Origin of the sequence: Haladaptatus sp. SPP-AMP-3 (assembly GCF_049568665.1) — an archaeon.
GTDB classification, from domain to species: Archaea; Halobacteriota; Halobacteria; order Halobacteriales; family Haladaptataceae; genus Haladaptatus; species Haladaptatus paucihalophilus.
In genome coordinates this window covers 868,614-881,933 of sequence record NZ_CP145897.1, presented here as the reverse complement: position 1 = coordinate 881,933, position 13,320 = coordinate 868,614, and the positions used below count along the sequence as shown (strand labels likewise).

Genomic DNA, 13,320 nt, shown 5'->3' with positions numbered 1-13,320 from the left:
ACAATGGTAATCCATCCCACAGGATTTTCCAGTGATGTTTTATAATGTGCCTCCTCGTTATAACTAGCCATGGTAAATCTTACCGCGTCGGTTGCAGACACGGTTTCCGACCAAGGGGACTCTCCCGCCATCGTCACGGACGAGCGAACGCTGACGTACGACGACCTCTGGGAGCGAATCAGCGGCTTCGCCGCGGGACTTGAGGAGCGCGGCGTCGGCGTGGACGACCGAGTCGCCATTTACCTTCCCAACGTGCCCGAGTTCGTCCTGACGTTCCACGGGACGCTCGCGGCGGGCGGCGTCGTCGTCCCGATGAATCCACAGTACCGGACGCGCGAAATCACCCACCTGCTCGCCGACAGCGGCGCGAAGGTCGTCGTCACCCTTCCCGACCTCGTGCCCGTCGTGGACGCCGTCCGCGAGGATACGGACGTCGAGCACGTCGTCACCGTCGGCGAAAGCGACGGAGACGAGACGTTCTTCGGCGATTTCCTCGGCGACGGCGACGGAGAAATCGAACCGCGGGACGACGACGACCTCGCGGTCCAACCGTACACGAGCGGGACGACGGGGACGCCAAAAGGTGTGAAACTGACACACCACAACCTCACGTCGAACGCGCACGGGGCCGCGGCCCTCGCTCCGGGCGGCATCGACGCCGACGACTCGCTGTTGGGCGTCCTCCCGCTGTTCCACATCTACGGGATGACGGTGTGCATGAACGCCACCCTGTTCAGCGGCGGCGTCTTCTACCCCCTTCCGACGTGGGACGCTCAGCAGGCCCTGTCGCTCATCGAGGAGGCGGAACTGACGCTGATGCACGGCGTGCCCGCGATGTACAACGACATAATCAACCAGCCGAACGCGGCCGACTTCGACCTCTCGTCCCTCCGGCTCGCCGGGGTCGGCGGCGGCGGCATTCCCATCGAAGTGCTCCGCCGGTTCGAGGAGCTGTACGACGCGAAAATTTACGAGGGCTACGGCCTGACCGAGACGAGTCCGGTCACGCACTTCAACACGCCCGAAAAGGGCCGTCGGGTCGGCAGCATCGGCACGACCATCGACGACGTTAGCGCCCGCATCGTGAACGATGACTTCGAGGAGTTGCCGCCGGTCGAGAAGGGACCGCTCGCCGAGGACGACGCGGAACTGGACGACGTAACCGGCGAAATCGTCATCGCCGGGCCGAACGTGATGGCCGGGTACGCCGGACTCCCCGACGCGACGACGGAGGCGTTCACGGAGGCGGACGGAAAGCGCTGGTTCCACACGGGCGACATCGGCTACTGGGACGAGGACGGCTTCTTCTACGTCGTGGACCGCAAGAAGCACATGATCAACACGGCGGGGTACAACGTCTATCCGCGCGAAGTCGAGGAACTCCTCTTCGAGCACCCGGCCGTCGCGGACGCCGCCGTCGTCGGTATCCCCGACGAGCGCCGAAACGAGACGGTCAAGGCCTTCGTCGTGACGGTGTCGGACGCGGACGTGACCGAAGAGGAGATTCAAGAGTACTGCCTCGACAACCTCGCGGCGTACAAACATCCCCGCGAAGTCGCGTTCGTGGACGAACTCCCGCGAACGACGACCGGAAAGGTCCAGAAGTTCGAACTGCGACAGCAGTAGGCCGACACTGATAGAAAATTTGATAATACCTGTGTTACAACGTGTCTGTGGCTGGCGTTCACCAGCCCCATCGTGACCGTTCGGACGCGAACGGTTTCCGTTGTTCATGGTTTCACGGGGCGGGATGCGCCGCCGGACGGACATCCCGCTTCTTCGACGCGACACCCGTCTTCGGCTGACTTCTCGACACCCTATTCCTCGACGAGACGCTACTCCTCGACGACGATATCCGCGACCATACCCATCGCCTTGTGCGGCTGGCACCAGTAGTGGTACTTCCCGGGTACCTCGAACGTGTAGTGATACCGATACCCCGCGTCGTACACGTCGCTCCGCCCGCCCGGCGTTCCGTCCCAGTTAGCGCCGTCCGGTTGCGACCCGACGATGATGTTGTGCGTGTTCGACTTCCAGACCCAGAGGACGGTATCCCCCGTCGAAACGTGCAGCGGTTTTCCGGTGCCGGGTTCGAAGCCGTACTCGTAGTCCGGCCCGACTTCGACCGTCGCGTCGGCGTCCACCGCGGTGGTCGGCGTCGTGGTTTCCCCGTCGGACGAACTGGCACACCCGGCGAGTCCGCCGATTACGCCGAGCGCTCCAGAAACGCCGATTCGTCGGAGGTACGCCCGGCGCGTCGATCCGCTTTCGGATTGGGTCATGTATCTCTCTCACTCTCCCCCAGGAAACACGCGTAAAAATGGGGTTCGATTGCGTCGTCTTCGGAGTCGTCGATGCGAGCGTTCACGTTCGTTTCCGAGGGGAGACCATGCCATCAACTCTATCGTGAACATGTTCGTCCCCGCGAGGGCGGCGGGGGAACGACGATTCCGGAGTCGATTCCACCGTCGGCGAGACCGTTCGTCACAGCCACCCGATCCGTATCTGCCCCTCGTAGTACTCCCGCGCTCGGCGAATCTTCCGGAACAGGTACGTCGCCACGAGGCCGGAAAAGACGAGCACGTACGCCAGCAGCCACAGCAACACGTCGCCGCCGAAAATGGTGGAGAGCAGGTTCGTCACGAACCCGGCGGTCGAGTTGTAAAAGCCGTGGAGGAGTGCCGGAAGGGCGATTCCCTTGATGACTATCGGCCCGCGGTTCGTGGGGACTATCTTCGCCAAGCCGAGGTAGTAGCCCGAGATGGCCGCCCAGAGGACGTGGTTCGGACCGACGATGGCCCGCGTCACGGCGACGCCCGAGACGGTGACGGCGGTGCCGCCGTGGGGACCCACCGACCCGACGACGTAGGTCAGGTTCTCGATGGTCGCAAAGCCGAGTCCGGCCATCGCGCCGTAGACGGCCCCATCGACGGCCGTCTGGAAGTGCGGCGTGCGGTAGGCGTGAAACCGGACCGCGAGCCACTTCACCGTCTCCTCGACCGGGCCGACGACGAAGAAAAAGAACGGCACGATGGCGAGCGCCTCCACGCCGACCTCGGACAACAGCCCGATTCCGACGGTGTTGATAATCGCGGCGAACGCGGCGAACACCACGCCCAGGAGGAAGGTGACGACGAGCGTCGGAATCGGTTCCCGTTCGGTCGGGTCGACGCGCCAGATGTACACCGCGAGGAACAACGCCGGGACGATGGAGACGAACGAGAACAGGCCGAGAAGCGGACGACGCGAGAGCGTCGTCGCGACCAATCCGAGTTCGATGACGACGAACGTCAGGGCGAGCGCGAGCGTGACGATGCGAGTCGCTTCCGAGAGGAGGTGATACAAGCGAAGCGAGAGCTTGTCCATCCACGTTCGCGGCTCCCAGGACTCGATGTCGTACGGGTCCTCTCCTTCCATCATCGTCCGCTCTTGTCCCTCGGTCCGGTCGTCCGGTCCCATCCGTTCTCCCCCATACTCGTCTTCGATACGGTCGCGAGCCTCAAAGGGTTTCCTCGCCCACGGGGCGAATCAGTCACCCGTCTCTCGAAGCGCGGCGCGCGTCACGTCCTCGAACGAGGTGTGACCCGAGAGCGCCATCGTCAGGTCGAGGTCCGCGAGGAAGTTTCGAAGCACCCCGCGAACACCCTCCCGTCCCGCGATTGCGAGGCCGTAGATGTACGGTCGCCCGAGCAGAACGGCGTCGGCTCCGAGCGCGACAGCGCGGAACGCGTCGGCCCCGCGACGGACGCCGCTGTCGAAGAGGACCGGCACGTCGTCGCCGACGGCATCCACGACGTCTGGCAGGGCGTCGAGCGCGCCGATAGCGCCGTCCACCTGCCGCCCGCCGTGATTCGAAACGACGAGTCCGTCCACGCCGCGTTCGACCGCTTCGCGCGCGTCGTCGGGGTGGAGGATTCCCTTCAGCAGTATCGGCAGGTCGGTGTGTTCCCGGAGGAAATCGAGGTCGTCCCACGACAGAGACGGGTCGCCGAAGGTCTCGGTGAACCGCCAGAGCGCGGAACTCATGTCCTCCTCGGGTGGCGTGTCGAGCGCGTCGCGGAACGCCGGGTCCGAGAGGTAGTTCGCCACGCCCTCGCCGTCGAGGAACGGAAGGTAGGCGTGGTCCACGTCGCGTTCGCGCCACCCCATCATCGGCGTGTCGAGCGTGACGACGACGGCCTCGTAGCCCGCGTCTTCGGCCCGCGAAAGGAAACTCGCGGTCACGCCCCGGTCGGCGCTCCAGTAGAGTTGGAACCAGCCGAGCGTGTCGCCCAACGCCTCGGCCACGTCCTCCATCGTCTCCGACGACGCCGAACTCAACACGAGGGGCACGTCGAGGTCCGCGGCGGCCCGCGCGGTGGCGAGTTCGCCCTCCTCGTGGATGATGGACTGGACGCCGACGGGCGCGAGCATGACCGGGACGGGAAGCGTTTGGCCCAGAATTTCGACCGAGAGGTCGCGCTCCGACACGTCGCGGAGCATCCGCGGAACGATTCGCCAGCGGTCGAACGCGCGGCGGTTCTCGTCCTTCGTGCTCTCGGACCCGGCCGATCCCGCGACGTAGGCGTGGGCTTCCGGCGGAAGATGCTCGCGTGCGAGGTCGGCGAGTTCGTCGGGTGCGGTCGGCAGGTCCGGCGTCTGGTCGGCGAGCATGCCGCCCGCGTACACCTCTCGCTGGCGGTTCGGTCCGAACTGTTTCGAGGGGTCGTCCATGGACGAACTGTCTGGTCGGGACGGATTATAGCTTGTTCCGCACCCACCACGCGCCGACGCCGACGACGAACGCGATTCCGACGTTCGTGAGGAGGCCGAGCAGTCCCACGCCGACCGCGAACCAGCGGTCCTCGGTGTCGAGCCCCGACCGGCAGAGCGAGAACGCGACGACGACGAGGACGACGCCCAAGACGGAGAGCGGGAAGGCGGCCACGACCGACGCCGCGAAAATCGCGGCCAGCGCGTACATGATTCCGAGGACGAGGTTGGCGCTGGCGTTCCGCGCGCCGAAGGCGTACTTCCCGGCGACGCCGCCGCTCCCGTGGCACATCGGCATCGCGCCGAAGGGCACCGCGAGGAGATTCATGACGCCCATGCTCGTCGCCAGTTCGTCCGGGGCCACGTCGGCGTCGAACAGGTCGGCGAGGAGTAGCGAGGTGGCGACCGCGGCGTTCCCGACCGTCATCGCCAGTTGCCCCAGCGTCGCCGAGATGGTGGTTTCGGTCAGCGCGGGCGAGAATCCGAGCGCGAACTGGGGAAGCCGGGGCGACGGTACGCCGACGCTCAGTTCCGCGAGCACCACGCCGAACGCGAGGACGACCAGCGCGCTCGCCCGACGGTAGCCCAGTGCGACGACGACGCCCGTGATGAGGACGGCGACGAGCGCGACCGACGGGTTTCCAACCCCGAGGTCGACCCCGGTTCGGGCGAGCATGAGCGCCACCGCGACTTGGATACCCCGGACCACCGGTTCGCCGACGTACGGCGTGATGCGCGAGAGCGTCCCCGTCCGGCCGACCGCGAGGAGGACGACCCCCGCGATTGCCCCGGCGGTCACGAACTCGCCGGTGGTGAGCGACCCCGCGATGACGAGCGCGGCGAGCGCCTTCATCGGTTCGACCGAAATCGGGAGGTCGTAGTGAACCCCCCAGACGATTTGGAAGACGGCGAAGCCGAGGAGGAGGGTCGGAAGGTGCAGGTCGGTGAGCGCGGCCACGGCGACCACGATGGGAAGGACGGTTATCGAATCGCCGACCGCACCGGTCACGTCGGAAACCGTGAGTTCGAACCGCGTGTCGTTTCCAAGCGCGACCTCGGTCATCGGGGAGAGATACGAAAGGAAGCGGTAAATGGTTACTCAGAAACCAAACACGGCTATTTTCGGCGGGTTTCGAAACCAAATGTGGTTACATCGTGCGAAGGAAGGAGAGAGAGCGAGAGAGTGGAGATAGAGTGGTGGAATAGAGAGAGTGGGAGAATGGGAGAATGAAAGCATGGAGATAGAGTGAGAGAATGCGGGGAAAAGAGAACTATCCAGTATCAAAAACGGCCCGCCAGCAGCACTGCTCGCGGGACTATCGCCCGGAATCGGAGCGTGCCGTCAGAACCGATTCGGCGTCAGGTGGACGTGGAACAGTTTTTCACAGTCCTGTTCGCCGCAGACGGGACACGAATCGTCGCCCCCGTTCGCGTCGAACTCGGTCGCCGTCTCCGACGTCGCCGCCGTGATGACCCGCGTTCCGGCGTGGCCCAACTCGTATCCAGAGTCGGTTTGCCGGACGAAGTACTCACAGAGTTTCGTCAGGTGGTAGTTGAACTTGCCAGTGTCGCGGACGCCGACCCGCTCGCGGAGTTCGGTGAAAGAGAGCGACCCCGAGGCGTCGGCGAGTTCCCGGAGGATGGACATGCGAATCTCGTTGCCGAGAACGGCGAGTTCGTCCATCGCGGAGTCCGTCCCGTAGGTCATGTCGAAACCGTTCGACGGCATCTCCCATCAATCCCTCGAAAAATGATATGGATTCTTACAGAACTGGCGTTCGCCGAATCCTCATTATCGGCGCGGCGCGATGGTTCGTATGGGAGATGTCAATTCGTCGTCCGAATCGGCGGGATGGCGCGGACGGTTCGGCGCGTCGAAGACGGGAACGTTGCTCGCGAACACGGGATTTCGCCGGTTGTATTTCGCTCGCATCGTCAACAGGGTCGGCGACAAACTGTACTCCATCGCGTCGATGTGGTTGGTGTATCAGCTAACTGGCTCGACGTTTTACACCGGACTCGCCGGATTTCTGTCCCGGCTTCCGGTGGTGTTCGGGTTCCTGTTCGGTCCCATCGTCGACCGCTCGCGCATCTCCCGACTCCTCGTTCTCGTCGCGGCGGCGCAAGCCGTCGTCGTCCTCTCGGTTCCCCTCGTCGCGTCCGTTCACACCCCCAGTGTCACTCTCGTCCTCGCCGTCGTCGGGGTGCTCGCACTGCTCGAACGGATCAACGCTCCGGCGGAAAAGGCCGCCCTCCCCCGACTCGTGGACGACGAACTCCTGCCGCGTGCGAACTCGCTCGATTCGGCGACGCACCAGACCATCGGTGCGGTGGCCCAAGCCCTGTCGGGGGCGCTCATCGCCCTTCTCGGTGCCGTCGCGCTGTTCGCATTGGACGCGGCGACGTTCGCCGTGGGTGCCTTCTTTTTCGCTCTCCTGAGTGTTCCCACGACCGAGAAGACCGGAACGTCACCGAGCGCCGCGGAGTACGTCGCCGACATCCGCGAGGGGTTCGACCTGATTCGGAACTCGGTCGTCGGACACATGGTCATCGCGGCGAGTCTCGTGAGCGCGTTCACGGGCGCATCGACGGCGGTACTCCCGGCGTTCGCCGATTCGCTCGGCGGGGCGGAGACGTACGGACTGCTCATCGCGGCCATGACCGTCGGTCTCCTCGTGGGGTCGCTCGTCGCGTCGCGGTTCGAGACGGTTCCGTTCGGTCGCTTCGTCGTCGTCGGTTTTCTGGTTGCCGCGGTCGGCAAACTCGGCGTCGTCTCGGTCGATTGGCTTCCCGCGGCGCTCCTCTGCTACGGCATCGCCACCGTTCCCATCGGAATCTACAACGTCCTCGTCAGCGCGACGATTCAAACCGGCGTTCCCAACGACTTGCTCGCGCGGGTGAGTTCGACCATCGGCAGCCTCGTCGCCGCCATCGGCCCGCTCGGGTACCTCGTCGGTGGCTTCCTCGGAGACGCGTACGGAAGCGCGACGGTCATCGGCCTCTCCGCGGTGGGGTACTGTCTGCTCGTCGGCTACTGGCTGGTCGTGCCGTCGCTTCGTGCGTTCCCGCCCGTCACGGACATCGAGTCCGATTCGTTCGGCGTGTGAGGACGGTCGGACCCGGAAAAACAACTCCCGGAAACTGACGAATCGTGAACATCGACACTGATAGGTGACCACACGAATCATTCGTAGGAAATGCCTGCAAAGCAAACGGTGCATCTCCCGGTCGCGGCGCAACCGAGCGTGGACACGCTCGTGGACCTGACACGGACGGCGGAGGAGTTGGGATACGACCACGCGTGGCTTCCCGAGACGTGGGGGCGCGACGCGGTGACGAGTCTGACCGCGATGGCGCTCGGGACCGACGAAATCGGTCTCGGGCCGTCCATCGTGAACGTCTACTCGCGGTCGCCCGCGCTCATCGGACAGACCGCCGCAACGCTCCAAGAGGTGTCCGACGGGCGGTTTCGCGTCGGTATCGGCCCGAGCGGTCCGGCCGTCATCCAGGGCTGGCACGGCGAGGCGTTCGACCGTCCGCTCCGACGAACCCGCGAAACCATCGACATCGTTCGGAAGGTGCTGTCGGGCGAGACGGTGAACTACGACGGCGACTGCTTCACGCTGGGCGGCTTCCGACTGCGGTGTGACCCGCCGGAGACGCCGCCGCCGATAGACGCCGCCGGAATGGGACCGAAGTCGGTGGAACTCGCGGGACGGTTCGCCGACGGCTGGCACGCGACGCTATTCACGCCCGACGGCATGGAAGACCGCCTCGACGACCTGCGTAGGGGCGTGGACCTCGGCAACCGCGACGAGGACGACGTGGAAGTGACGCTGTCTCTGACCTGCTGTGCACTGGACGACGGCGAGCGCGCCCGAACCCTCGCCCGCCAACACGCCGCCTTCTACATCGGCGGCATGGGCACGTACTACCGCGATTCGTTGGCCCGACAGGGCTACGAGGACGTCGCCTACGACATCTCGACGGCGTGGGGCAACGGCGACAAGGAGCGAGCGACCGAACTGGTGAACGACGACCTGCTGGACCATCTCTCGGCCGCTGGCACGCCCGAACGCGCCCGCGAGGAGTTCGAGAAGTTCGCCGACATCGACGGCGTTGATGCGGTCGCGGTCGGATTCCCCCGCGGTGCGACGGTTGAGGAGGCGCGCGAGACCATGCGCGCGCTGGCTCCGTGACTCCCCAACTAGTTAGGAAATAGCAGTTTTTCCGTGGGATGCTCAGTGGAAACCGGGACGTGTTCCCGGCGTCCCACACGTGCCTCATAGACACTGCAACCACAGGGCGGATGGCCCGCGACGGGCCATCCCTCTATTGCCACGTCCGGTTTCTTCGTACCCGAGCCGTCCCCCCGGAGCGACGACATCGCACCCGCGACGCGATTTTCCCGAAAGGAGCAAGCATGTGTGCGACATAATGACACAGTATGCCCACCGTCAGCTATCGCGGTCGGGAGATGGAATGTGAGGAGGGGTCGGTGCTTCGAAACGTGTTGCTCGCCGCCGACGAGACGCCGCACAACGGGTCGGCGCGCTATCTGAACTGCCGAGGAAACGCGGTCTGTGGGACGTGCGCCGTGGAGGTGGAAGGGGACGTGAGCGACCCGAAATCGAGCGAGCGAAACCGGCTCTCGAAACCCCCCCACGACCCGGAGTCGGGGCTTCGCCTCGCCTGTCAAACGCGGGTGCTCGGCGACGTAACGGTTCGAAAACACGGCGGCTTCTGGGGGCAGAAGGTGGAGCGATGACAGCAGAAATCGACGCGCTCGTCGCGGACGTCTCGGAGTGGGACGGCGTGGAAATCGGCGAACACCGGTTCGGCGGAACGGAGTTCACGCTCGGCCCGCGGGAGATCGGCCACGTTCACGAGTGGGGTATCCTCGACATCGCGTTTCCGCGGCGCGTGCGCGACGAACTCGTCGCGGCGGGACGAACGGAACCCCACCACATCTATCCCGAATCGGGGTGGACGACCTTCCACGTCGGGGACTCGGACGACGTTGCCGACGCGCGCTGGCTCTTGCGGTTATCCTACCTCTCTCACGCGACGGCGATGGCGAACACCGCGGCCGGGGAGGACGTCCTGTCGGACCTCGACGCGGACGCGGAACTCGACGCCCTCGACCCCAGCGACGAACTGCGGGCGCTCCTCTAACTGGTCGCCCACTCGGTCGCCGCTTCCACGGCCTCGGCCCGCGAATCCGACTCGGCGATGGTGTGCCACTCGTCCTCGGGGACGTCGTAGGCGTAGACGGCGTACCCCTCGTCGCGGTAGGTCAGGTTCTCCACGTACAGTTCCCGCGCGCCGTCGTCGCTGCACCAGATTCGGATCTGTTTGCCGCCCTCCAAATCCTCCCGTCGTCGCCACCCTTCGAGGGCCACTACGTGGACCCCCAGTCCGTGATGCCGAGAACGCGGTCGCAGTCGGGACACGTCCAGACCTTCGGCGTGCTCGCCGCGGCCCCGCGTTCGAGACGCTGTGCCCAGTCGGTGATGTCTTCCTCGCAGTAGGGACAAGTCGCCATGCAATTCGACACGACGGCGTTCGACTTGTACGTTCGGGCGAACCGGAGGGTCAATATTTTTAACAAATAATTCAGGAATGGGAAACCAACCCGATACCCGCGAGTTCGCCGACCCGAGTCCCTCAAAACAGAGAAAACGGCTCCCGATTACGTCATCCGCTCATCCCCGATAGTAGACGTTCCCGGAGACGACAACGGTCTCCGAAGAGGTCGCGCCGGGGAGCGAGCGCGCCGGGCGGCGCGCGGCGACGACGCCGCGCTTGAGCGCCGCCCACTTCAGCAGGACGAACCCGGCGACGATGACGAGGAATCCCGTAACCGTGGCGTCGGTGATGGGTTCGCCGAGCAGGAGCGCCCCGAACAGCGTGGCGACCACGGGAACGACGTAGTTCACGAGGTTGGCCTCGTTCGCGCCGATGCCCTCCAGCAGGTCGAAGTAGATGAAATACCCGACGATACTGACGACGACCGCGAGGTACGCCAACGAGACGAGGGCGGGTTGGGTGAACGAAACGCTCGGCCAACCGCGGAGCGCGGCGCTGGTCGCGTGCAGGACCAGCGCGCCGACGGCCATCATCCACGCCTGCTGGGAGAGGGCCGGGAGCGTCGTCCGGAGTCGCTGGGTCAGCACGGACGCCAGCGCGAAGACGGTCGCGGCGACGAACAGGAGGCCGACGCCGACGGTCGAACCGCCGAGTGAAGTCGGGTCGGCCACCACGACGACGCCGACCAGCGCGAGCAGGACGCCCGCGACTTCGAGCGCGTCGAACCGCTCGTTCGGCAACAGTGCCAGCGCGAACAGCGGCGTGACGACGGGCTTGAGGCTGAGGACGACGGCACCGACGCCGCTGGTGACGTACCGTTGGCCGGTGAAGACGAGCGCGAGGTAGAGGCCGAACATGAAGACGCCGCCGATGCCGACGAGCGTCCAGTCGGTTCGCGTCACCGGCCGCCACTGGAAGTCGTCGCGTCGGCGTCCCAAGACGGCGACGGCGACCAACAGCAGCGCACCGGCGATGTCGTATCTGAGCGCCGCGAACAGCACGGGCGGAAGCGCGCGCAAGCCGGTTTCGATGGCGACGAACGACGAACCCCAGATGACCGCGAGCAGGGCGAACAACACCGCATTTCGATATCGTGATGGAATCATGAGAACTTCTCGAACACCTTCGTTCAGTTGGTGACGGCCGTAGTAGGCCCTCACACTTGAAAATTCTCGAAGAGACGATACCGTGGCACACGGTTTCATCGTCCGTTCTCGAAAAATAGTTACATACATCCAGAACTCCTTTGGTGGCTCGCATCCAGTCACCGCCATGGCAGACTCACGGACGGGAGCCGAGTTGTTCACCGACGTTCTCGAATCCTACGGCGTTCGGTACGTCTTCGGCAACCCCGGAACGACCGAACTCCCCGTCATGGAGGCGTTGGGCGGGAGCGAACTGGAGTACGTCCTCGCGCCGCACGAGGACATCGCGGTCGGAATGGCGGCCGGGTACGCGAGCACGAAGAACTACCGCGCCGACGAGGACGGCAGTCCGGTCGGCGTCGTCAACCTCCACGTCGCGCCGGGCGTGGCCCACGGCCTCGGGAACCTCTACGGCGCGTCGGTGACCGGCGCACCGCTCGTCGTCACGGCCGGGGCACACAGCCTCGACTTCCGCCACGAGGAACCCATCCTGTCGGGCGACGTGCTCGCCATGACGGAGCAGTTCACGAAGTGGAGCGCGGAAGTGACCGACGTGGAGTCTGTCCCGACGATGCTCCGGCGGGCGTTCCGCGTGGCCCAAACGCCGCCCACGGGTCCGGTCTTCCTCTCGCTCCCGCTGGACGTGATGATGGACGAGACCGACGCCGACCCCGAACGGCTCGGCCGGATTCAGAGCCCCGGAGCGGGCGACCCGACCGCCATCGCGCGGGCCGCCGAGTTGCTCGCGGAGGCGGACGACCCCGTGCTCGTCGTCGGCGACCACATCCCGCGACACAACGCGTACTCGGACGTCGACGCGCTGGACGCGGCGGTTCGACTCGCCGAGGTGATGGGGGCGCGCGTTCACGCCGAGATTCTGGCCTGCGAGGTGGACTTCCCCGGCGACCACGAGCAGTGGGTGTCCCACGTCCCGCCGGACGAGGACATCGCCGCCGCGACGATGAACAGCGATACCCTCGTCTTCGCTGGCTGTTCGACCAACACGACCCTCACGCGCCACGACCGCGACCTCGTGCCCGACGACGCGACCCTCATCGACCTGAACGACGAACCGTGGCAGGTCGGCAAGAACACGCCCGCCGACGTTGCCGTGACCGGCGACTTGGGTCTCGTGATGGACGAACTCGCCGAGGCGGTCGAGCTATCGGACGACGAACTCGCGGGGCGGTTGGAACGCGTCCGGCAGTTCAAGGAGTTCGCCGGACAGCAGATGGCGTCGATGGGCGAGGGGAGCGGGGACGACCCCCGCGCGTCGAAAGCCGAACTCGTCGATACCCTCCGCGAAACGCTGTCGTCCCCCTACATCGTGGACGAAGGCATCACCTCGAAGTACGTCATGCTCCTCCGGTGGCCCTTCGAACGCGAGTCCTACATCTCGAACAAGGGCGGCGGCCTCGGCTACGGTCTCCCCGCCGCGGTCGGTGCCGCGATGGCCGAGGCCGAGACGGACGACCCGCGGCAGGTCGTCGGATTCGTCGGCGACGGGTCGTACCTCTACTATCCCCATACGCTCTACTCGGCGGCGCGGTACGGCGTGGACGTGACCGTCGTCGTCCCCGACAACCGCAACTACCGCATCCTGAAGGACAACACGCTGAAGCTGTTCGGCGGCGAGGACGAGGACCACGAGTACGTCGGCATGGACTTCGAACCCCCCGTCGATATTCCGACGAACGCGGAGAGCCACGGCGCGTCCGGCCATCTCGTCGAGTCACCGGAGGACATCGCGGAGACGCTGGAGACCGCCCTCGCGGAGGACGGGCCGAGCGTCGTGGACGTGTTGGTTCACGACTGAGAAGCGGAATCGGCCGAC

14 protein-coding genes are annotated in these 13,320 nt (G+C 65.5%); 6 read left to right on the top strand and 8 right to left on the bottom strand.

What is annotated here, in order from left to right:
- The first annotated feature begins 69 nt into the window (after positions 1 to 69).
- The gene (locus tag V5735_RS05205; protein WP_423745388.1) at positions 70 to 1,626 is read left to right on the top strand and encodes a long-chain-fatty-acid--CoA ligase; all 1,557 of its coding nucleotides are present in this window, start codon (positions 70 to 72) and stop codon (positions 1,624 to 1,626) included.
- A gap of 209 nt (positions 1,627 to 1,835) precedes the next feature.
- On the opposite strand, the gene V5735_RS05200 is transcribed toward V5735_RS05205, so the two are convergent.
- The 5 genes from V5735_RS05200 to V5735_RS05180 all read right to left on the bottom strand — a co-directional run bounded on the left by V5735_RS05200 (position 1,836) and on the right by V5735_RS05180 (position 6,481).
- Positions 1,836 to 2,282, bottom strand: coding sequence for a plastocyanin/azurin family copper-binding protein (locus V5735_RS05200; protein ID WP_423745387.1), 447 nt, complete (start codon positions 2,280 to 2,282; stop codon positions 1,836 to 1,838).
- 202 nt (positions 2,283 to 2,484) lie between these two features.
- Positions 2,485 to 3,459: a PrsW family intramembrane metalloprotease gene (locus tag V5735_RS05195; RefSeq protein WP_423745386.1), complete on the bottom strand. Its 975-nt coding sequence runs from the start codon at positions 3,457 to 3,459 to the stop codon at positions 2,485 to 2,487.
- 69 nt (positions 3,460 to 3,528) lie between these two features.
- A complete protein-coding gene (locus V5735_RS05190) occupies positions 3,529 to 4,713 on the bottom strand; it encodes a lactate 2-monooxygenase (protein WP_423745385.1) in 1,185 nt (394 codons plus the stop codon).
- A 25-nt stretch (positions 4,714 to 4,738) separates the two neighbouring features.
- Positions 4,739 to 5,815, bottom strand: a complete 1,077-nt coding sequence (locus V5735_RS05185; RefSeq protein WP_423745384.1) for a putative sulfate/molybdate transporter — start codon at positions 5,813 to 5,815, stop codon at positions 4,739 to 4,741.
- Between the two features lie 279 nt (positions 5,816 to 6,094).
- Complete coding sequence (locus V5735_RS05180; RefSeq protein WP_423745383.1) at positions 6,095 to 6,481, bottom strand: winged helix-turn-helix domain-containing protein; 387 nt, start codon at positions 6,479 to 6,481, stop codon at positions 6,095 to 6,097.
- A gap of 88 nt (positions 6,482 to 6,569) precedes the next feature.
- Here V5735_RS05180 and V5735_RS05175 point away from each other — a divergent pair, with 88 nt between their 5' ends.
- The 4 genes from V5735_RS05175 (at position 6,570) to V5735_RS05160 (ending at position 9,927) form a co-directional block, all read left to right on the top strand.
- Positions 6,570 to 7,859, top strand: coding sequence for an MFS transporter (locus V5735_RS05175; protein WP_423745382.1), 1,290 nt, complete (start codon positions 6,570 to 6,572; stop codon positions 7,857 to 7,859).
- A gap of 90 nt (positions 7,860 to 7,949) precedes the next feature.
- Positions 7,950 to 8,951, top strand: a complete 1,002-nt coding sequence (locus V5735_RS05170; protein WP_423745381.1) for a TIGR04024 family LLM class F420-dependent oxidoreductase — start codon at positions 7,950 to 7,952, stop codon at positions 8,949 to 8,951.
- A gap of 248 nt (positions 8,952 to 9,199) precedes the next feature.
- On the top strand, positions 9,200 to 9,520 hold the full coding sequence (locus V5735_RS05165) for a 2Fe-2S iron-sulfur cluster-binding protein (protein ID WP_423745380.1): 321 nt from the start codon (positions 9,200 to 9,202) through the stop codon (positions 9,518 to 9,520).
- Positions 9,517 to 9,927: a luciferase family protein gene (locus tag V5735_RS05160; protein WP_423745379.1), complete on the top strand. Its 411-nt coding sequence runs from the start codon at positions 9,517 to 9,519 to the stop codon at positions 9,925 to 9,927. Before V5735_RS05165 ends, V5735_RS05160 begins: the two co-directional genes overlap by 4 nt.
- Here V5735_RS05160 and V5735_RS05155 read toward each other — a convergent pair.
- From V5735_RS05155 to V5735_RS05145, 3 genes are all read right to left on the bottom strand, one after another.
- Positions 9,924 to 10,154 carry a hypothetical protein gene (locus V5735_RS05155; protein ID WP_423745378.1) on the bottom strand — a complete coding sequence of 77 codons (231 nt, stop codon included), beginning with the start codon at positions 10,152 to 10,154 and terminating at the stop codon, positions 9,924 to 9,926. The genes V5735_RS05160 and V5735_RS05155 overlap by 4 nt on opposite strands.
- Positions 10,154 to 10,297 (bottom strand): hypothetical protein, encoded by a 144-nt coding sequence (locus tag V5735_RS05150; protein WP_423745377.1) that lies wholly within the window; start codon positions 10,295 to 10,297, stop codon positions 10,154 to 10,156. Before V5735_RS05150 ends, V5735_RS05155 begins: the two co-directional genes overlap by 1 nt.
- Before the next feature lie 160 nt (positions 10,298 to 10,457).
- On the bottom strand, positions 10,458 to 11,447 hold the full coding sequence (locus V5735_RS05145; protein ID WP_423745376.1) for a DMT family transporter: 990 nt from the start codon (positions 11,445 to 11,447) through the stop codon (positions 10,458 to 10,460).
- A 166-nt stretch (positions 11,448 to 11,613) separates the two neighbouring features.
- Here V5735_RS05145 and V5735_RS05140 point away from each other — a divergent pair, with 166 nt between their 5' ends.
- Positions 11,614 to 13,302: a thiamine pyrophosphate-binding protein gene (locus V5735_RS05140; RefSeq protein WP_423745375.1), complete on the top strand. Its 1,689-nt coding sequence runs from the start codon at positions 11,614 to 11,616 to the stop codon at positions 13,300 to 13,302.
- Positions 13,303 to 13,320: the final 18 nt, after the last annotated feature.

Excerpts from the sequence above, each read along its gene's own strand:
- V5735_RS05205 (WP_423745388.1), top strand. The coding sequence starts at position 70 with ATGGTAAATCTTACCGCGTCGGTTGCAGACACGGTTTCCGACCAAGGG.
- V5735_RS05200 (WP_423745387.1), bottom strand. The coding sequence starts at position 2,282 with ATGACCCAATCCGAAAGCGGATCGACGCGCCGGGCGTACCTCCGACGA.
- V5735_RS05195 (WP_423745386.1), bottom strand. The coding sequence starts at position 3,459 with ATGGGACCGGACGACCGGACCGAGGGACAAGAGCGGACGATGATGGAA.
- V5735_RS05190 (WP_423745385.1), bottom strand. The coding sequence starts at position 4,713 with ATGGACGACCCCTCGAAACAGTTCGGACCGAACCGCCAGCGAGAGGTG.
- V5735_RS05185 (WP_423745384.1), bottom strand. The coding sequence starts at position 5,815 with ATGACCGAGGTCGCGCTTGGAAACGACACGCGGTTCGAACTCACGGTT.
- V5735_RS05180 (WP_423745383.1), bottom strand. The coding sequence starts at position 6,481 with ATGCCGTCGAACGGTTTCGACATGACCTACGGGACGGACTCCGCGATG.
- V5735_RS05175 (WP_423745382.1), top strand. The coding sequence starts at position 6,570 with ATGGGAGATGTCAATTCGTCGTCCGAATCGGCGGGATGGCGCGGACGG.
- V5735_RS05170 (WP_423745381.1), top strand. The coding sequence starts at position 7,950 with ATGCCTGCAAAGCAAACGGTGCATCTCCCGGTCGCGGCGCAACCGAGC.
- V5735_RS05165 (WP_423745380.1), top strand. The coding sequence starts at position 9,200 with ATGCCCACCGTCAGCTATCGCGGTCGGGAGATGGAATGTGAGGAGGGG.
- V5735_RS05160 (WP_423745379.1), top strand. The coding sequence starts at position 9,517 with ATGACAGCAGAAATCGACGCGCTCGTCGCGGACGTCTCGGAGTGGGAC.
- V5735_RS05150 (WP_423745377.1), bottom strand. The coding sequence starts at position 10,297 with ATGGCGACTTGTCCCTACTGCGAGGAAGACATCACCGACTGGGCACAG.
- V5735_RS05145 (WP_423745376.1), bottom strand. The coding sequence starts at position 11,447 with ATGATTCCATCACGATATCGAAATGCGGTGTTGTTCGCCCTGCTCGCG.
- V5735_RS05140 (WP_423745375.1), top strand. The coding sequence starts at position 11,614 with ATGGCAGACTCACGGACGGGAGCCGAGTTGTTCACCGACGTTCTCGAA.